Source organism: Paenibacillus pasadenensis, from assembly GCF_023715725.1.
In the GTDB taxonomy this organism is placed as follows: Bacteria; Bacillota; Bacilli; order Paenibacillales; family Paenibacillaceae; genus Paenibacillus_O; species Paenibacillus_O pasadenensis_A.
The window spans coordinates 463632-481819 of record NZ_JAMBOT010000003.1 but is presented as its reverse complement, the minus strand read 5'-3'; the positions used below and the strand labels follow the sequence as shown (position 1 = coordinate 481819).

Annotated in this window: 15 protein-coding genes; 13 read left to right on the top strand and 2 right to left on the bottom strand. The window is 54.5% G+C overall.

Going from position 1 to position 18188, the window contains the following annotated elements:
• Window positions 1–8 precede the first annotated feature (8 nt).
• The 11 genes from M3223_RS11195 to M3223_RS11145 all read left to right on the top strand — a co-directional run bounded on the left by M3223_RS11195 (window position 9) and on the right by M3223_RS11145 (window position 14818).
• Window positions 9–1970 (top strand): DHH family phosphoesterase, encoded by a 1962-nt coding sequence (locus M3223_RS11195; RefSeq protein ID WP_251561373.1) that lies wholly within the window; start codon window positions 9–11, stop codon window positions 1968–1970.
• Window positions 1970–2416 carry a 50S ribosomal protein L9 gene (rplI, locus tag M3223_RS11190; protein WP_251561372.1) on the top strand — a complete coding sequence of 149 codons (447 nt, stop codon included), beginning with the start codon at window positions 1970–1972 and terminating at the stop codon, window positions 2414–2416. The genes M3223_RS11195 and rplI overlap by 1 nt, the downstream gene beginning before the upstream one ends.
• Window positions 2417–2435: 19 nt before the next feature.
• Complete coding sequence (gene dnaB, locus M3223_RS11185) at window positions 2436–3791, top strand: replicative DNA helicase (protein WP_251561371.1); 1356 nt, start codon at window positions 2436–2438, stop codon at window positions 3789–3791.
• 579 nt (window positions 3792–4370) lie between these two features.
• Complete coding sequence (locus tag M3223_RS11180) at window positions 4371–5657, top strand: adenylosuccinate synthase (protein WP_251561370.1); 1287 nt, start codon at window positions 4371–4373, stop codon at window positions 5655–5657.
• 196 nt (window positions 5658–5853) lie between these two features.
• On the top strand, window positions 5854–6504 hold the full coding sequence (locus M3223_RS11175) for a hypothetical protein (RefSeq protein ID WP_251561369.1): 651 nt from the start codon (window positions 5854–5856) through the stop codon (window positions 6502–6504).
• A 583-nt stretch (window positions 6505–7087) separates the two neighbouring features.
• Window positions 7088–8596, top strand: coding sequence for a M23 family metallopeptidase (locus tag M3223_RS11170; RefSeq protein ID WP_251561368.1), 1509 nt, complete (start codon window positions 7088–7090; stop codon window positions 8594–8596).
• A gap of 212 nt (window positions 8597–8808) precedes the next feature.
• A complete protein-coding gene (yycF, locus tag M3223_RS11165; RefSeq protein WP_251561367.1) occupies window positions 8809–9555 on the top strand; it encodes a response regulator YycF in 747 nt (248 codons plus the stop codon).
• A complete protein-coding gene (gene walK, locus M3223_RS11160) occupies window positions 9555–11387 on the top strand; it encodes a cell wall metabolism sensor histidine kinase WalK (protein ID WP_251561366.1) in 1833 nt (610 codons plus the stop codon). Before yycF ends, walK begins: the two co-directional genes overlap by 1 nt.
• Window positions 11384–12901, top strand: coding sequence for a YycH family regulatory protein (locus M3223_RS11155; protein ID WP_251561365.1), 1518 nt, complete (start codon window positions 11384–11386; stop codon window positions 12899–12901). The genes walK and M3223_RS11155 overlap by 4 nt, the downstream gene beginning before the upstream one ends.
• Window positions 12902–12908: 7 nt before the next feature.
• Entirely contained in the window at window positions 12909–13742 is an 834-nt protein-coding gene (gene yycI, locus M3223_RS11150; protein ID WP_251561364.1) for a two-component system regulatory protein YycI, read from the top strand.
• 263 nt (window positions 13743–14005) lie between these two features.
• Window positions 14006–14818, top strand: coding sequence for an MBL fold metallo-hydrolase (locus M3223_RS11145; RefSeq protein WP_251561363.1), 813 nt, complete (start codon window positions 14006–14008; stop codon window positions 14816–14818).
• Here M3223_RS11145 and M3223_RS11140 read toward each other — a convergent pair.
• On the bottom strand, window positions 14781–14969 hold the full coding sequence (locus tag M3223_RS11140) for a hypothetical protein (RefSeq protein WP_435368010.1): 189 nt from the start codon (window positions 14967–14969) through the stop codon (window positions 14781–14783). The two genes, M3223_RS11145 and M3223_RS11140, sit on opposite strands and share 38 nt — an antisense overlap.
• Window positions 14970–15358: 389 nt before the next feature.
• Between M3223_RS11140 and M3223_RS11135 the strand changes: the two genes are divergently transcribed.
• Window positions 15359–16702: a S1C family serine protease gene (locus M3223_RS11135; RefSeq protein ID WP_251561361.1), complete on the top strand. Its 1344-nt coding sequence runs from the start codon at window positions 15359–15361 to the stop codon at window positions 16700–16702.
• Between the two features lie 223 nt (window positions 16703–16925).
• The gene (locus M3223_RS11130) at window positions 16926–17093 is read left to right on the top strand and encodes a CxxH/CxxC protein (RefSeq protein ID WP_251561360.1); all 168 of its coding nucleotides are present in this window, start codon (window positions 16926–16928) and stop codon (window positions 17091–17093) included.
• A 131-nt stretch (window positions 17094–17224) separates the two neighbouring features.
• Here the strand turns inward: M3223_RS11130 and M3223_RS11125 are convergent, their stop codons facing one another.
• Complete coding sequence (locus M3223_RS11125; RefSeq protein ID WP_251561359.1) at window positions 17225–18028, bottom strand: class I SAM-dependent methyltransferase; 804 nt, start codon at window positions 18026–18028, stop codon at window positions 17225–17227.
• Window positions 18029–18188: the final 160 nt, after the last annotated feature.

Sequence of the window (18188 nt, the reverse complement as noted above, 5' to 3'; positions counted from 1 at the left end):
CGTGAATTATGCCTAAAATGCTTCTTAAGCGCTGGCATGGGCTGCACAGCTTATGGTGGCTGCTTTCTATGGCGCTTCTGACCGCTGCGCTGCTGGCATACAATCTGCTTCTCGGTATTCTGGCGCTTGTGCTTACGGCGGGCTGCGGCGTGTATACGTATTTGGCGGAGCGGGCTTTCCGGCGCGATCTCAAGAAGTACCTTGGAACATTGTCCTACCGGATCAAAAAGGTCGGCAGCGAAGTCATTGACGAGCTGCCCTTTGGCATTATTTTGTTCAACGAAGACCGCGTGGTGGAATGGCATAATCCGTTTGTAGCGGACATGATGGAGCAGGAATCGGTCATCGGACTGCCGCTGTTGGAGCTTTTTCCCGCGCTTGGGCAAGTGAAGGACCGCCCCGGCAAGCTGGAAATCGCCATCGGCGCCGATATTTACGAGCTGATCTACAAGCCGGCGGAAAAGTTATTATACGTTCGAGATATTACCGATATGTGGCAGCTTTCCAAAAAGTACGAGGAAGAGAAGCCTGCGCTTGGCATCGTGTTTATTGACAACCTTGACGAGGTAACGCAGTCGATGGACGATCAGCAGCGCACGACGCTGCTTTCTCGGGTCACATCGGAAATTACGGAATGGTCGCAGCGTGAAAATCTCTATTTAAAGCGGCTGAATTCAGACCGCTTCTTGCTTATAACGGATCAGCGGACGCTGCGTCAGCTGGAGCTGTCAAAGTTTATTATTCTTGATGAAGTGCGCGAGATGACCGGCGACATGAAGATACCGATGACGCTGAGCATCGGCTTCGCCGCTGGCGCAAGCAGCACACAGGAGCTTGGACAATGGGCGCAGGTTAGCTTGGACATGGCGCTTGGCCGCGGCGGCGATCAGGCCGCCGTCAAAGTCGGCGAGCGCACCAGCTTTTACGGGGGCAAGTCCAATGCCGTCGAAAAACGGACGCGGGTCAGAGCACGCGTCGTCGCCCATGCGCTGCGCGATATGATCCGCGAGAGCGAAAAGGTTGTCATCGTCGGGCATAAGATGCCCGATATGGATGCAATCGGCGCAGCGGTCGGCGTTGCGAAGATGGCGCAGCATTTGGGCAAGGACGCTTTTATCGTGCTGGAGGGCGTCAACCCGGCGATTCAGAAAATGATGGAGATGATCAAGGAGGATGAACGGCTGTTCCGCCGCTTCATCTCACCGGAGCAGAGCGTGGCGATGGTAGACGGACGAACGCTCGTTGTTGTCGTGGACACGCATAAAGCCTCTCTGCTGAAGGAACCGCGCATTTTGAGCCAGACAAACCGGATTGTCGTTGTGGACCATCATCGCCGCGGGGAGGAATTCATTCCCAATACGGTGCTCGTGTACATGGAGCCGTACGCTTCATCGGCCTGCGAGCTGGTGACGGAGCTGCTTCAGTACATTCATGACCGGCTCGTGCTGGATATTCGGGAAGCGACCGTTCTGCTTGCGGGCATTACGGTGGATACCAAAAGTTTTGCAATGCGGACCGGGGCGCGCACCTTTGAGGCGGCTTCTTATCTACGGCGCAACGGCGCCGACACGACGATGGTGCAGCGCATGCTCAAGGAAGATTTGGAGGAATACCTCAAAAAAGCCGACATCATCAAACATGCGGAAGTGCTCTACGGTCATATCGCGCTTGCGGTCACGGAGCCCGGCAAACGATATTCGCAGCTGTTGATCGCCCAATCGGCCGACACGCTGCTTAATATGACGGGGATTTATGCTTCCTTTGTCATCGGGGAACGACAGGACGGTCTGATCGGCATTAGCGCCCGCTCCCTGGGCCAAATGAATGTTCAGGTCGTTATGGAGCGGATGGGCGGAGGCGGGCATTTGACGAATGCCGCCTGCCAGCAGGACGGATCGGTACAGGAAGTGGAAGAGAAGCTGAAGCGGGTGCTGCAGCAAATTCATGAGGAAGAGGGGTTGTTTGAATAATGAAGGTTATTTTTCTGCAAGATGTAAAGGGGCAAGGCAAACGCGGCGAGATTAAGGAAGTATCGGAAGGTTATGTGCGCAACTTCCTGCTGCCAAAAGGGCTCGTGAAGCCGGCGGAAGCGGGCAACATCAAAACGCTTGAGATGCAGAAGGCGTCCGAGGACAAGCGCAAAGCTCAGGAGAAGGCCGATGCGGAAGCACTGGCTGCCAAGCTCGGGGAGCTGACCGTAGTTGTGCGCACAAAAGCGGGCGAGGGCGGCCGTCTGTTCGGAGCCATTACGACCAAACAGATTGCCGAAGCGCTGGAGAAGCAAGAAGGCATTAAAATCGATAAACGCAAAATCGAGCTGCCGGAGCCGATTCGCGCGCTTGGCTTCACCAATCTGGAAGTAAAGCTCCATCCGCAGGTGAAGGCGAAGCTTAAGGTTCAGGCGGCTGAGGAATGAGAACGGAGGCGCAGGAGGGATGAGCCAAGACAGCTTGTTGTTTGACCGGGTCCCCCCTAACAATCTGGATGCAGAGCAGGCCGTGCTTGGCGCTGTTCTGCTGCAAGCCGAAGCTTTGATTACCGCAATGGAAAAAGTCCGCCCCGAGGATTTTTACCTTGCATCTCACCAATTGATTTTTGAAGCAATGATTGAGCTTGGTGAGAACAACCAGCCGATTGACTTGGTCACGCTGACCGCTTATTTGAGCGACCGCTCCCAGCTGGATGAAGCGGGCGGAGTCAGTTATTTGGCCAAGCTTGCCAGTGTTGTTCCAACGGCGGCTAACGTGGAATATTACGCGCAAATCGTCGAAGAAAAATCAATGCTGCGCCGCTTGATCCGCACCGCGACCACCATCGTATCGGATGGCTACGGCTCGGCGGACGATGTCGGTCTTATGCTCAGCGAAGCTGAGCAGCGCATTATGGAGATCGCCAACCGGCGCTCCAGCAGCGGCTTTATTTCTATCCGCGACGTGCTGATGGAAGTATTTGAGCGCGTCGAGTTCCTCTATACGAACAAGGGCGGATCTACCGGAATACCGTCAGGCTTTGTCGATTTGGACAAAATGACGAGCGGGTTTCAGCGTAGCGACCTGATTATCGTTGCAGCCCGTCCTTCCGTCGGTAAAACGGCCTTTGCTCTGAATATCGCGCAAAATGTCGGCGTGCGCGCCCGCGAAACCGTTGCAATCTTCTCGCTTGAGATGAGTGCCGCTCAGCTTGTGCAGCGTATGGTGTGCGCGGAATCCAATGTCGATGCCGGACGCATGCGGACCGGTTTCCTGGAGGGCGACGACTGGGAAAAGCTCACGATGGCGATTGGAGCGCTGTCGGAGGCGGAAATTTACATCGACGATACGCCGGGTATTACCGTCACCGACATTCGCGCCAAATGCCGCAGGCTCAAAAAAGAGCGGAATCTCGGCATGATTCTTATCGACTACCTGCAGCTCATCCAGGGCCGCGGCAAGGCAGGAGAGAACCGGCAGCAGGAGGTCTCCGAGATTTCCCGTACGCTCAAGCAAATTGCCCGTGAGCTGGAGGTTCCCGTCATTGCGCTTTCGCAGCTAAGCCGTGGTGTCGAGCAGCGTCAGGACAAACGTCCGATGATGAGCGACCTTCGTGAATCGGGCTCGATCGAGCAGGACGCCGACATTGTCGCGTTTCTTTACCGGGATGACTATTACGATAAAGAAACCGAGAAGAAAAACATCATTGAGATTATTATCGCCAAGCAGCGTAACGGCCCTGTGGGCACCGTTGAGCTGGCTTTTCTCAAGAATTTTAATAAATTTGTTAGCTTGGATCGTACTCATGAACCGGCGTCATAACGGTTCGTGGGTACGATCAGCAGAACGCATGAGCCAGCCTCATAGGCTCGTGCGCTTCGTTCAGCGAACGAATGAACCGGCGTCATAACGGTTCGTGGGTACGATCCGCGAACGCATGAGCCAGCGTTTTGATGACTCGTGGGTACGATCAGCGAACAAAGCACGTACCCGCTTCCGCGTTTCAGGCATGACTCAAGGCCGCCAGCCGCTGGCGGCTTTTTTCTTTGCAAAGGAACAGTAAAATTGTTAGGCACTTCAGCTCGTTACGGTCGCGGAAAATAGCTTCTGGGGAGATAAGCCTAACATTGCAGCTTCAATTCCGAACAATCCCTAATTAACGATATAAATTGTTCGCTTTTATATTTGACATGGTATGGCAGGGCTGATAAACTGAGAATGCTGCTTTTTGTCTTACTGGGCCTAACTTTCCCGGTAAGATCGCATTCAACATTAACAACCGTGTTGCATGACGCCCCTTCGCTTGCATAAGGTAACGTGACAAAGCGATGTATAGGCGGGCCGCGGGAATGCGCACGCTAGAGCAGTAAATTCCAAGCAATTTAAAGCGGAGGTATGATCATGTCTACAGTTGTTGTTGTCGGCACGCAGTGGGGAGACGAAGGAAAAGGCAAGATTACCGACTATTTGGCCGACGGCGCCGAAGTGGTGGCACGTTATCAGGGCGGTAACAACGCCGGTCACACCATTCTCATCGACAACAAAAAATACAAGCTGACGATGATTCCATCCGGCATTTTTAATGATAATAAAACCTGCGTCATCGGCAACGGTATGGTTATTAATCCATCTGCCCTCATTGACGAGATCGATTATATTCACGAGAACGGCTTCTCCACGGAAAACCTGAAAATCAGCGACCGCGCGCATGTCATCATGCCGTACCATCTCGTTCTTGACGGGCTGGAAGAGGACCGCAAGGGCGACAATAAAATCGGCACGACCCGCAAGGGCATCGGTCCTTGTTACATGGACAAAGCGGCTCGCAACGGCATCCGGATCGCCGATCTGATGGACGCGGAGGAATTCGAAGGCAAGGTTCGCCGCTTCGTAGCGGAGAAAAACGAGCTCATTCAGCAAGTATACGGCGGCGAGCAGCTGAATGCCGACGACATTATTGCCGACTACCTCGGTTACGCCGAGCGTCTGCGCAAATATGTGACGGATACGTCCGTTGTATTGAATGATGCAATCGATGCAGGCAAACGCGTGCTGTTTGAAGGCGCGCAAGGCGTTATGCTGGACATTGACCAAGGCACTTATCCGTATGTAACGTCTTCCAACCCGACTGCAGGCGGCGTTTGCATCGGCTCCGGCGTTGGCCCGTCCAAAATCCAGCAGGTTATCGGTGTTGCCAAAGCCTACACAACACGTGTCGGCGACGGCCCGTTCCCGACGGAACTGTTTAATGAAATTGGCGATCAAATCCGTGAAACCGGCCATGAGTACGGCACCGTAACTGGCCGTCCGCGCCGCGTTGGCTGGTTCGATACGGTCGTTGTACGCCATGCCCGCCGCGTCAGCGGGATTACGGGACTTTCCCTGAACTCCCTGGATGTTATGACCGGTCTGGAAACGGTCAAAATCTGCACCGGCTACAAGCTGCGCGGCGAAATTATCGAGCACTATCCGGCCAGCCTGAAGCTTGTGTCGGAATGCGAAGCCGTGTACGAGGAGCTTCCAGGTTGGTCCGAGGATATTTCCGGAGCCAAAACGCTGGATGACCTGCCGGAGAATACACGCCGTTATGTGGAGCGTGTAGCCGAGCTGACCGGTATCCCAATTGCAATCTTCTCCGTTGGCCGTAACCGTGAGCAAACGAATCCGGTTCGTCCGATTTACGAATAGAATCATCGATTACAGCCGCAGGTCCCGAACAGGGATCTGCGGTTTTTTTTCGAGATATAAGTAAGTATATCTCTACGGAATGAAACTTACGGGTCCGTCGAGGACGGCCTTAGCCGTTTCGCCTTGTCTGAATGTCTTCCCTCCGCCTTGACCATACTGGTTGATAGAATAGCAGGAATGGAAGGAGGACTTATCCGTGTCGATGAAAAAGGCGGCGATTTGGCTGGGGAAAATGGCTGCTGCGGCTCTGCTCGTAAGTTTTCTGTCCATCTGGACAACCGGTTATATTGTGACTAGCTATGTGGAGGTGCTGCTCAAGCAGTTCCACATTCCGCTGCAGGTGCAGCCGCTAACAATGGGAGGGGTCTGGGGACAGCTGTGGGGGGCCGAGCCCGGAGCGCAGGACAGTTTGCCGGCAACAGCACCGGCTGAGAATAGTCGAGAAGAGCCAACGGCCAGCAGCCCGCCTTCAACAGAGGAGCAGCAGAGCAAGTCGGCAACGAATGGAACTGGGGAAAATGAGGGCGCTGTGGAGAACGGTTCGGAACCGTTCAACGGAAGCGAATCGCAACCAGGAGCGCCCGGCAGCGCTAGTGTAGGCGGATTAAATGATGGCGGAATTGGAACCGGAACGGATGGAGGCGGCTTACCCGGCGGTTCGGACGAACAGCCAGCTGCCAGCCCGTTCAATTCCGACCCGCAAGCCTCCGATGAGGGCGCCACGGAAAACGGCGAAATTAATCGTTCCTTGCCGGATGAAGACTCCTCGGATACGTCTTTGCCGACTCCTTCTCCTGGATTAGAAGAGGACGGAATATCGCTGCAGGGAGACCCGCGGGACATGTAGCAACCTGTTTTATAAGCATTACTTAGAAATACAAAGTGTTACTTTTGATGAATTTGAGCGGATATGTAATAGAGAGATTCGGTTTTGATCCAATTCTGTCACATATTTTAGAAAATAAAATTAATGAAGAACTTCAATAAAAACCCAAACAAATTATTTAAATTTTGGATTAATCCGTTCGCTTTTTCAGGGACGGATTTTTGGCGTGACCGGCGGGTTGGGACGGTGAAGCGCTTAATTAGAGTCATTTCTCTATCGAGTAAGGAAGGTTGTAAAACATAGGATCATTTTAAATAGAGAGATGAAGATATACCGTTAATTGGATATTTTAATGCGTTTGATCGGATAGTGTTGAATGATTCTGAAAAAAGTTTAATCTTAAACGGCGTTTGATGCGGTTGTCGTTGGAAAACGGACTATGGTAAAGTAAGAAACGAATTCTTCCGCAGGGAGTATTCGTCGTTTTTTGCCGAATGATCTCTCAATTCGCCCTCATAGGCTAATAGGGAAGATAGGACAGTAATAAACGGCAGGGGAAAGACGCCAGAGCCAGCGAGCATAAGACAGAAGGAGAACGCCTTTAATGATTGCTTACAAGCCGCAAAAGCACCCCTTATCCCAACCATTCGACCAAGGAACGGAGCCGCCGCGCAAGCGCGGGATTAAAATACTCTGGATTTCCTTGGCTATCGCAGCTATTTTAGCGGGTGCAGGATATATTGGATTTCAACAATATATCAAGAGCAACACGCACGATTACTATAAGGTTCTCGTGAACGGACAAGCCGTCGGCACAATCGGTGACCCATCCGAAGTAACGAAGCTTGTGCAGGCCGAGACCGCCGAAATGAACGAAGCCTATCCAAGTCTCAAAATGTCTCTTCGCACCGGCAATATTTCGTTTGAGAAGATTAGCGAGTACAAGGGAACGGCGGATTCGCAAGCAACCTTGGACAAGCTGGAGTCTTCCTTCAAAATGTCGGCTGAGGGCACAGAGGTCAAGGTAAACGGCGAAGTCGTCGGCATTGTCAAAAACGAGGAGACGGCGCAGGCCATTCTGAAGCAGATTCAGAACAAATACGCGCCGCCGTCCCGAATGAAAAGCTCTTTTCCGAAAGTCCAGCTACTTTCGACAGGATCAGCCAATCAAACTACGGCCCCGTCGAACCGGATCGCTGGCGTGAAGTTTGCTGAGGAAATCGAGTTTAGCCAGAAGGAGCTGGACCCTTCCAAGGTGCTCGGCCAGGATCAGCTCAAGGAGCTGCTCAGCGGAGGCAAAGATGCCAAAACCAAGTACACGATTCAGCAGGGAGATTGCGTTGGCTGTATCGCGCAAAAGTTCAACATTTCCCCGGAAGTAATCTACAAGGACAACCCTTGGATTCAGGACGATCTGATCAAGGCGGGAGACGTGCTGGAGCTGACGCTTGCAAAGCCTGTCATCAACGTCGTTACGACTGAGGTGCAGACGGAGATCATTACAAGCGAGCCGCAGGTCATTATTCAGAAGAAAGCTACGCTGAACAAAGGCCAGTCCAAAGTTATTCAACAGGGCAAGGCGGGCAGGAAACAGCTCACATATACCGTTGTGAAGCAGAACGGAAACAAAATGAGCGAGGATCTTGTAAGCATTGACGTCATCGAGAAATCGGTTCCGAAAATTGTCGTACAAGGCACTAAAGTGGTGAATAGCGGCGAAGGCTCCGATGAGTCCGTATCTGGAAAAGGAAGCGGAACATTCAGCTGGCCGGTATCCGGCTATCGCATTACGAGCACGTACGGCAGCCGTTGGGGCCGCATGCATAAAGGAATTGACCTCGTCGGTTCCAGCTCGATCAAGGCCGCAGACGAAGGCGTCGTCGAATTCGCAGGTACGAAGAACGGTTACGGCAAAGCCGTTATCATTGATCATAAAAACGGCTTCAAAACGTTATACGGACACATGAACAGCCTCTCGGTGAAAACCGGCGAAAAAGTAGGAAGAGGCGAAAAGATCGGCGTCATGGGCAATACGGGACGTTCGACCGGCATTCATCTTCATTTTGAAATTTTCAAAAACGGCAAGCTGCAAAATCCGTTGAAATATTTATAGATTAGCTTGGGCGCTGCTATGTGCATCGTCCCGGCACAATGACCGGAAGGCCCGTGGGCTTTCCGGTCTTTTTGTGCTGCGGGAAGAAGGGGACGGGAATGCGGCGGCAGGCGAATGCGCCCGTTGATGTGTTAAACTGGAAGAAGGTTTAGACAGGCTTATGCGGCTCCCGGGACGGGAGGCTGCTTGACGAAAGGAGCGGACAGCGGAAGATGCAGGGGAAAATTCTCGTGGTCGACGACGAGCGGCCGATTGCGGATATATTAAAGTTCAATTTGGAGAAGGAAGGCTACGAGGTCATCTGCGCCTTTGACGGCGGGGAAGCGGTGAGGGCTGCCTTTGAGGAAGAGCCCGATCTGATTCTGCTCGATCTGATGCTGCCGGTAAAGGACGGCATGGACGTATGCCGCGAAGTTAGAACAAGGCTGCAAACGCCAATCATTATGCTGACGGCAAAAGACACGGAAATCGACAAGGTGCTTGGCCTGGAGCTGGGCGCGGACGATTATGTGACAAAGCCGTTTGGCACGCGGGAGCTGCTGGCGCGGGTGAAGGCTCATTTGCGCCGCACGCAAAAAAACCGAGAGGCTTTGACGGCTGATGCCGGAGCAAAAGGCGGCGAGGAGCCGGAAAAGCAAGGGCTCAAGCTGTTCAACCTTTTTATCGATACGGATATGTATGTGGTCTATAAAGACGAGCAGCCGCTCGATTTGACCCATCGGGAGTACGAGCTGGTCTATTATTTGGCCCGGAACAGCGGGAAGGTTATGACCCGGGAGCATCTGCTGCAGGCGGTGTGGGGGTTTGAATACTTTGGCGATGTGCGCACGGTTGATGTGACGATCCGCAGGCTGCGGGAAAAAATCGAGGATGATCCGAGCCGTCCGGAATATATTTTGACCCGGCGCGGTTTGGGCTATCTCATGCGCAATCCGAAGCAGGGAGGCTTTGGCGGCTGATGAAGGGCAGGCGCTGGTTCAGCACGATCCAGGTCAAGCTGATTGCGATTTACATGCTGCTTATTCTTATCGCGATTCAGCTCATTGCCGTTTATTTTGTCAGCACGGTCAAAAGCTCGCTCACGGATACGTTCACGAACAGCCTGAACGACCAGGCCCGCGCGCTTGCGGTGCTGGCGAGCGACAAGCTGGCGGAAGGAGCGCTCGCATCCGGCAATGCTCCGGAGGGAGATTCCATCTCATTGTCCGAGTATGTGAACAATCTGTTCAGCCGCTCCGGCGCCGAGCTGCAGGTGCTGGATACGAGCGGACGCGTTCTGGCGACATCGGAGGCGTACAGCGCCCTGATCGGCAAAAAAAACACGTCACAAATGGTCAGCCAGGCGCTGCAGGGCATTCCAGACAACGAGCAGGACATTCTTGACGAGGACAATGTGCGTAAAAAGATTATTACCCAGCCGATTAAATCACCCGACAACCGAGTTATCGGCGCGGTTTATATCGTCGCTCAGATGACGGAGGTCAACGCAACGGTTGGCCGCGTCAATCAGATTTTTGTGTCCGGCACGCTTATTGCGCTTGGATTGACCGGGGTGCTCGGCATTATTTTGGCCCATACAATTACGAGTCCGATTAAAGGGCTGACCCGCCAGGCCGAGGCCGTTGCCGAAGGCCGGTTTGATCAGCAGGTTCCGGTGCTTGCCGATGACGAAATTGGACGGCTGAGCGAGGCGTTCAACGAGATGACCAAACGGCTGCGCGAAGCGCTGTCCGTTAACGAGGAAGAGAACGAAAAGCTGCAATCGGTGCTGTCCAATATGAGTGACGGCGTCATCGCTGCCGATGAACACGGCACCGTAATGGTTTCCAACCGGCGCGCGCTGGAGCTGCTCGGCGTGGAGGAGTGCGAGGGCTGCCGTCTGACCGATGTGCTGGAGCTGCCGCAGGAGCGGCTGGAGGCGCTGCGCGGAACGCGAGGCCTGGCAGCGGTGCTGATGAAGGAGTCGCCGGACGGCGAGGAGCGCTGGGTGCTGCGCGTTACGCTTAGCCCGATCAATCGCCGGGGCAACGGCATAACCGGGACGATTGCGGTGCTCCAGGACATAACGGAGCAGGAGAAGCTGGATCAGTCGCGGCGGGAGTTCGTGGCCAACGTCTCCCATGAGCTGCGCACTCCGCTGACGACGATCCGCAGTTATGCGGAGGCGCTGGATGACGGCGCGCTCGGCGAGCCGGAGCTGTCCGGCCGTTTCGTCGGCGTCATTCGCAATGAAACGGAGCGGATGATCCGCCTCGTTACGGATTTGCTTCATCTGTCCCGGCTGGACTCGCAGCAGTCTACGCTGCGCCGCCGCGAGACGGATATTGCGGAGATGCTGGACGAGGTTGCGGACCGTTTCTCGGTTCAGATGCGCAAAAAAGGAATTCGCGCCGTTGTGCAGGTGGACAAACGTGTCGGCCAGGCTGTGCTTGACCGCGACCAGATCGATCAGGTGCTGGACAATCTGATGTCCAATGCGATTAAGTATACGCTGGAGGGCGGACGCATTGAGCTGTCCGCCCGCCTGCAGGAAGGCGGAGCCCTTGCGGTAAGCGTTAAGGACTCCGGCATCGGCATTCCCAAGCGCGATTTGAGCCGCATTTTCGACCGTTTCTATCGGGTGGACAAAGCCCGATCACGTGAGATGGGCGGGACAGGCCTGGGACTTTCGATTGCCCGGGAAATGATCAAGGCCCATGGCGGCACGATAACGCTGGAGTCTGAGCTGGATGTCGGCACGACAGTGACGTTTATTTTGCCTCAAGTGCAGGAGAAGGGAGAGCTGGCATGAAGGAACGGCTTAAAACGATAACGCTGGCCTCCCTCGTTGCCCTTAGCCTCGTACAAAGTTATATGCTCGCCTACAGCACGCCGGGGACGGCTGTTCGGACCGCGCAGAACTATGTGAACACCGAACAGATGGGACCGGAGAGCCGCATCGAGGATGTGCTGTTCCCTGAGCAGCTCATTCTCCATTTCGGAAACGGCAACCATACGGTGTTTAATCCGGGTGATCTGCCTTTTTACAACCTCATTATGAGTAAGCTCAAAGGCCGTGAATTCCGGGGATTTCAACGAATGAAACATACGGCGCTGCGCTGGAATGAAATTCGGGAAACGAACCTGGGACTGGAGCTGAGGCTCGGCAGCGGACTGCCGGTTACGCTGCTTTCCCGTATGCTGCAGCTGGACAGCAGCGACGACGCTTTTTTAAAAGATACGATCGAGAAAATCTGGATTTACCGGAGCGGCAGCGAAGAGGTGCGGACGTACTTTTTCAGCAAAGACGGGAGCACTGTCTATGAAGCGACTCAGGCGGATTTGACCGTGCGGGATGTTGAGGATGATGTCGGCCTGGGCGAGTTCTGGACCCCGTACCAGCCGGATGCATACGGGCTGTACGTGCCGCAGCAGCCGATTGAAGCGGCTCAAGCAAGCATCGGCTATCAGGCCTATTCGCCTGATCTGCTGCAGCGGAATCTGTTCCGCGGCACAACGAGAATGATTAAGGACCGCGACGGTTCACAGGTGTATACGGACGGCAAACGCGCACTGCAGGTGGAGCAAAACGGCCGATGGATCAGCTATACCGATCCGGCTGTGCCATTCAGCGAAGCGGGCCAGACGCCGAGCAATCCTTTTGGCAGCATGAGCAGTGCGGTGCAATTCGTCAATCAGTACGGCGGATGGGATGGCCAGCATCAGCTGACCGGCTTAAGCGGAAGCACGGCGGGGACGCTGCAGGGCATAAACGGTTCGCCGGCAGATTCAGAAACGGATAGCGGAGGTGAGCAGCATGCCTTGCTCTTCCGTCAGTATTTCCGCTTTGGAGAAAACCGCATCCTGCCCGTAGTTCCGACTCCGGATTTCCGGTTTGGCTTCATCCGGCTGTCCGTGCAGCAAGGAGTCGTCACAACGTATGAGCGTTCGCTGATTAAGCTGGACTCTTCTCCGGCTCACAAGTCGCCGCGCTGGCTGCCTGGAGGCGCGGAGCTGGAGGCTGCATTGGCAGGCTACGCCCGCCGTGCGGAGATCGAATCGCTCTATCCGGCTGTTAAGGCCAATATGGCCGAGGACGGCCGGCTGTATGTTGTGCCGGTATGGGCAGTCCGTCTCGCGGACGGCACCGAGGAGGAGCTGGGCGGAGCGCTTGGGGAAGGATTTGACGGCTCCAGCATTCCGCGCCAGAACTTGAGCGCGAAAACGGAAGAAGACGCTGGCAATGCTGACGGCGCTGAGACCGATTCGGCTGAGACGGCCCGCAACGAAGCGGAAGACGGACTACGCCATATCGAGGAGGGTTGAGCGGCTAATGGACTGGGGAAGAGCAAAAAGCATTTTGATCCTGGCATTTCTGCTGCTCAACGTGCTGCTCGGCTATCAGCTGTGGAGCGATATTCGGGAGAGGGTACAGCCGAGCAGCAACCTGGCTGAGCTGTCGCCGGATACGCTTGCGGCGATGAAGGCGAAGCGAATCGAGCTGTCAGGCAGCATTCCTAAGGAAACGCCGGAGCTGCAGGATTTGACTTACCGGTATGTAAGCACCCGAATTCCCCCCAAGCCGTCTGCTGCGGAGAAGAATGAAACGCAGCCTGCCGGGCCGGCCGGTGAAGAGGAGCTGGGCATTATCCCGCTGGATACGCCGGTTGACAGCAGAATTGTTTTTGAGCGGGAGGATTTGCTCAAAGCGCTTGGGGACATCATTCCTGAGCTGGATCAGTACGAGGTGGATACGCCGGGTTTTGACGACCGCAAGTTCGTGCTGTACCGGATGGTTGACGGGCGTCCGATGTTTAACGTCCGGGTAGAGCTGTTCTATAGCAACCAAAAGATTACCGGGTACCGCCAGGACCGCATCGAGCTGCTGCCGGCGGACGACAAACAGCGGCCGCAGTCGGTTCTGCCCGCCTCGCGTGCGGTCCGCCCGGAAATTATTGAGAAGTATGTGCCGGAGGACGCTTCCATTAAAGAAATCCGGCTTGGCTATAAAGAGGGGCAGCTGTTCAATTCCGACACGCAGGTTTCGACGCCGTCATGGCGGATTTTGCTGGAGGATGGCAGCGTCATTTATTTGCAGGCTAATAGCGGCGAGGTGCTTACGGATAAGCCGCAGGCGCCGTCCGTTTCTCCGCCTGGCGGCAGATAGCGCTTTTTTTCCTCCGTTTGCCCTGTAAGCTGGACAAGACCGGATCGGCGTTACGGCCCTTCCAATCTAATTTTGCAAATCACGCAGCCCGCAGGGAATATCCCTGCGGATTTTTTTTGAGCTGCGGCGGCACAAAAGATTCGGACTATTTTCCGTATAGGCCTAGAGCCGCCCGTCGGACAATGGTACAATGAACCCTTACAGGGATTCTGCTGCTCTATCGCATACGGCGGGGTCCGGCAATGGAAGGGAAGGCAATCGTCATGGAATTCAGATTTACCGTACTGGCCAGCGGTTCAACCGGCAACTCTACTCTTGTACAGAGCGGGGAAAAGACGGTGCTCGTAGATGCCGGCCACAGTCTCAAGAAGCTGGAGGAGCTGATGAGCCAGCAGGGAGTTAGCGCCCATGAGATCGACGCGGTGTTCATTACCCATGAGCATTCCGACCACATTAAAGGACTTAATGCGCTTGCGCGCAAGTACGAGCTGCCCGTATATGCCAATGAGGCGACCTGGGGAGCGCTGGAGCGGCATACCTCGCATATTCCGCCGGAACGCAGAATGATTATGGAAACGGGCGCGGAAGTAGAGTTCGGCAGCATGAAGATTCGCTCGTACCCGATTTCCCATGATGCGGCGGAGCCGGTCGGCTACACGTTTACCGATGACGGGTACAAGCTGAGCCTGGCGACCGACCTTGGTTATATGAGCGACATTGTGCGCCGCAATATTATTGACTCAGACGTACTGGTGCTGGAATCCAACCATGATCCAAGCATGCTGCGCATGGGGCGCTACCCGTGGAACATCAAAAAGCGCATCCTGAGCGACGTAGGACATCTGTCCAACGAGGCCGCCGGGGAAGCGCTTTGCGAGCTGATGACGGATCGCACAAAAAGGGTTTATCTGGCCCACTTGAGCCTTAACCATAACATGATGGATCTGGCCCGCATGACGGTGAACGGAGTTATGGAGGACCGGGGCCATTTCTTCCGCAAGGATGAGCACCCGCTCCGCGATACATATCCGTATCAGCCTACTCCATGGGATCAAATAAAGCGGAAATTGCTCTAAGCGGCTCGGCGTCGCCGGCTTCCAGCTGGGCAGCCTTCTGCTCCAGCTCCTCGCGGCTGAGGATTCCCTTGTCCACGAGCAGCTCCAGCATAGCGCTCAGAGCCAGCAGGGTGCGGTATTGCGTATCGCTAAGGTCGCCGAGCTTGCCCATAACCGCGATTTGGTCCCAGGCGTTAGGGGCAGCGGCCGGCGTGGTAATAAGCTTTACGTCCATCTGGACTCCCTTCCTTCTCAAAGGCAGATTTCGGTCGGTTTGTCATGGTGGAGCATACGTTATTTCATTGCTGTAGTTCCATCGTTTATGCTTCCGTTAACGGATGCTGGAGTTTGTATAAGGATTTATCGGTGTTTACGTGCAACTTTTGAGTCCTTGGACCCGTTTAGTAGGGAGTTGCACTTCGTCTATTATTATTCTAGACGAATCTTCCGAAATCATTCCAAGGTGAGAAAAAACATCCTGTAGTCGAACTTTAAGCAGCCACGTATGCTTAACATAAAGCAGTCGAACGCGTGCGCGAATAACGGGAGGAGCGGGTAAAAGTGGGTTTGTTCGATGATGAGTTCTATTCGACGCGGATCTCCCGACGCACGACCAAGTTGGGGCGCCAGCAGATGCCGGGCTTCCCGTTGCGCAGCCGCAAGGATTGGGGCGCGGGCCGTCTGGTCGCTGTATCGGCAGTTTCTGGAGCCGCCATTATTGTGGCCCTGACGCTGGCGCTTGGCGGCGGAGACGGCAAACCGGCCTCCGTGGAAGCGTTAAGCGCGGCAGCCACCGGATTGGTCGCGCCGGGTGACGCGATTCAGCAGACCGTAGCCGCCTCAGCCAAAGTGCGTCCGGCTGTAGTCAGCATCGTCAATGAACAGGCGATGCAGCTGCCGGACAGCGGCGAAGGCTCTGGAGATGAGCTTCCGCTTCCGGACGGCGGGGAAGAGGGCCAGCTGCAGCCTGCGAGCGTAGGCAGCGGGGTTATTTTCGCCAAGAAGGACGGCAAAGCGTACATTATTACGAATAATCACGTCATCGAGGGAGCCGCCAGTCTCAAGGCTGTTATGATTGACGGCGAATCCCGTCCGGCGAAGCTGGTGGGCGGCGATTACATTACGGATCTGGCCGTGCTGGAGATTGACGGCAAGGGCATCGATACCATTGCAAAAATGGGAGATTCCGCCAAGCTGCAATCCGGCGAGATGGTCATGGCTATCGGCAATCCGCTTGGGCTCGGAGATTCCTTGTCCATGGGCATTGTCAGCAAGACGAAACAGATTATTCCGGTGTCGCTCAGCCAGGACGGCAATTACGACTGGGAACAGGAGGTTATCCAGACGGATGCTTCCATTAACCAGGGCAACAGCGGCGGACCGTTGATCGATATGAAGGGCGAGGTCATCGGCATCAACAGCATGAAAATATCCGATGTCGGCGTTGAAGGGGTTGGATTCGCCATTCCTTCCAACAACGTCATGCCGATCGTGGATCAGCTGATGAACCAGGGCAAGGTGCCGCGTCCTTACTTGGGCGTGTACACGCTGGATCTGGATGCGTATTTCGCACAGCAAGGCTTCTTGGGCGGTGAAGAGGAGTCTGAGGGTGAGGGCAGCGGCGAAAGCACGGAAGAAGAGAGCGGAGGCCCGAATCTGCCGGCGGATGTAACGGAAGGCGTTATCGTGCTGGAGTCGGTAGGCCCGGCTATGGAGGCGGGGCTGCAGTTCAACGACGTCATTACGAAGCTGGACGATCAGCCGATCCGCAGCACGATGGAGCTGCGCAAGTACCTGTACGGCAAAAAGAAGATCGGCGACAAGATCGAGGTAACCTTTTACCGGGACGGCAAGCAGCAATCCGCATCGTTCAAGCTGGAAGACAAGACCGAAGAGGAAGAATAACGCTTAGAGATAATCCGGTCCCGGGCGGGGCCGGATTATTTTTTGACGGATATGAGTGAAGGGCACAGGTTCCGAAGAGGAAGGCAATACGAGCGATCTGGAAGTGTATACCTGCTGTATCTTGCACAACTGCAGCACCGCGGGCCGTTATGACTGCGGAAATTGTGGTATAATAGAGCTATTAGCAGTCATTTCAGGAACAGGAATAGGGGTAGGTCATCGAATGTATTGCGTGTGCAAGGAGCATATTGAGCTGGCATTGGACAAGTTCGTGGATGAGTACGAGGATGCGCCGGATATGGTGAATCTGAACGAGACGCATTTTGCGAATTGGGACCCGCCTGTGAAATGTGACTTGTGCGAGGACAAAGCGGAATTTTTAATTGTGTAATTCACATAGGTAAACGAGCAGGGCGTTGGCCCGGAAGTAGAAACATCCCTTATCCCAGATATTGCTTAAGCCCGCTGCGGCGAGTTAATGGCTGGGATAAGGGATGTTTTTTGTGCGCAATGAAATTTTCTTCAACGCTTAACTGCCTTGATGGAAAAGAGCAGCGGCAAGCAGTTATTTTCCCGAAGCCTCCATTTCCCCCGCTCGTCTTGAATCATAGTACCGGGAAAGGCATTGTATTCGGTAAAGGGATGTTCATGCAGGAACTCCAGAGTAAGCCCCGCTCCGGCCAGTGCGCTGACGATGTCGCCTAACGTATGCTGCCATTGATAGGTTACCGGATGTTCCAGCACATCAGGATCTCCGGTATACGTGGTAGCGGATTCACAGCGCAGAGCCTCATTATCAAAATAAGGGTAGCGCATCTCCAGGCGGTCATTTTGAGCCTCAAAAATACCTGCGAGCGGATGGGACTCGGCCATATAAAACGTTCCCCCTGGCTTGAGAGCGGCGCCGATTAAATCCGCCCAGCCTTTCAGATCCGGCAGCCAGCAAAGCACGCCATAGGACGTATAAACGATATCAAATTGCTCTCCCTGAAGCGTTTCAGCTGCGTTGTAAATGTCCGAACGGATGAACCGGGCGTCAAGCCCCAGCTGCGTGTTCAAAGACCGGGCTAAGTCGATGACTTCGTCCGAGAAGTCTACTCCCGTCACGCGTGCGCCCATGCGGGCCCAGGAGAGTGAATCTTTGCCGAAATGGCATTGCAAATGCAGCATGGAAAGCCCCGCCACGTCGCCAAGCTCCTCCCGGTCCAGCTCCGGCAGCGAATTTTCGCCAGCCAAAAAAGCCTCAATATTGTAAAAGGCGGACTTGGCATGAACCGCCGTACGGTCGTTCCAATTCAACCGGTTGATGTCACTGTAATGGGCCATGATTGCAATCACCCTTTGCCCTAATTTTAAGAGAGTTGAAGAAAGCACGTGAAATACTTGGCTTTGTGTAGATGCTATCATTCTCCGTAATCTATCCACAAGGTAATGTTCAGCTTAAATTGATTTCATCGATGAGTTATATCCACATGTGAATAAGTAC

What these genes read in the sequence shown, in the direction of transcription:
- M3223_RS11195 (WP_251561373.1), top strand. Translation starts at nt 9, where the DNA reads ATGCCTAAAATGCTTCTTAAGCGCTGGCATGGGCTGCACAGCTTATGG.
- rplI (WP_251561372.1), top strand. Translation starts at nt 1,970, where the DNA reads ATGAAGGTTATTTTTCTGCAAGATGTAAAGGGGCAAGGCAAACGCGGC.
- dnaB (WP_251561371.1), top strand. Translation starts at nt 2,436, where the DNA reads ATGAGCCAAGACAGCTTGTTGTTTGACCGGGTCCCCCCTAACAATCTG.
- M3223_RS11180 (WP_251561370.1), top strand. Translation starts at nt 4,371, where the DNA reads ATGTCTACAGTTGTTGTTGTCGGCACGCAGTGGGGAGACGAAGGAAAA.
- M3223_RS11170 (WP_251561368.1), top strand. Translation starts at nt 7,088, where the DNA reads ATGATTGCTTACAAGCCGCAAAAGCACCCCTTATCCCAACCATTCGAC.
- yycF (WP_251561367.1), top strand. Translation starts at nt 8,809, where the DNA reads ATGCAGGGGAAAATTCTCGTGGTCGACGACGAGCGGCCGATTGCGGAT.
- walK (WP_251561366.1), top strand. Translation starts at nt 9,555, where the DNA reads ATGAAGGGCAGGCGCTGGTTCAGCACGATCCAGGTCAAGCTGATTGCG.
- M3223_RS11155 (WP_251561365.1), top strand. Translation starts at nt 11,384, where the DNA reads ATGAAGGAACGGCTTAAAACGATAACGCTGGCCTCCCTCGTTGCCCTT.
- yycI (WP_251561364.1), top strand. Translation starts at nt 12,909, where the DNA reads ATGGACTGGGGAAGAGCAAAAAGCATTTTGATCCTGGCATTTCTGCTG.
- M3223_RS11145 (WP_251561363.1), top strand. Translation starts at nt 14,006, where the DNA reads ATGGAATTCAGATTTACCGTACTGGCCAGCGGTTCAACCGGCAACTCT.
- M3223_RS11140 (WP_435368010.1), bottom strand. Translation starts at nt 14,969, where the DNA reads ATGGGCAAGCTCGGCGACCTTAGCGATACGCAATACCGCACCCTGCTG.
- M3223_RS11130 (WP_251561360.1), top strand. Translation starts at nt 16,926, where the DNA reads ATGTATTGCGTGTGCAAGGAGCATATTGAGCTGGCATTGGACAAGTTC.
- M3223_RS11125 (WP_251561359.1), bottom strand. Translation starts at nt 18,028, where the DNA reads ATGGCCCATTACAGTGACATCAACCGGTTGAATTGGAACGACCGTACG.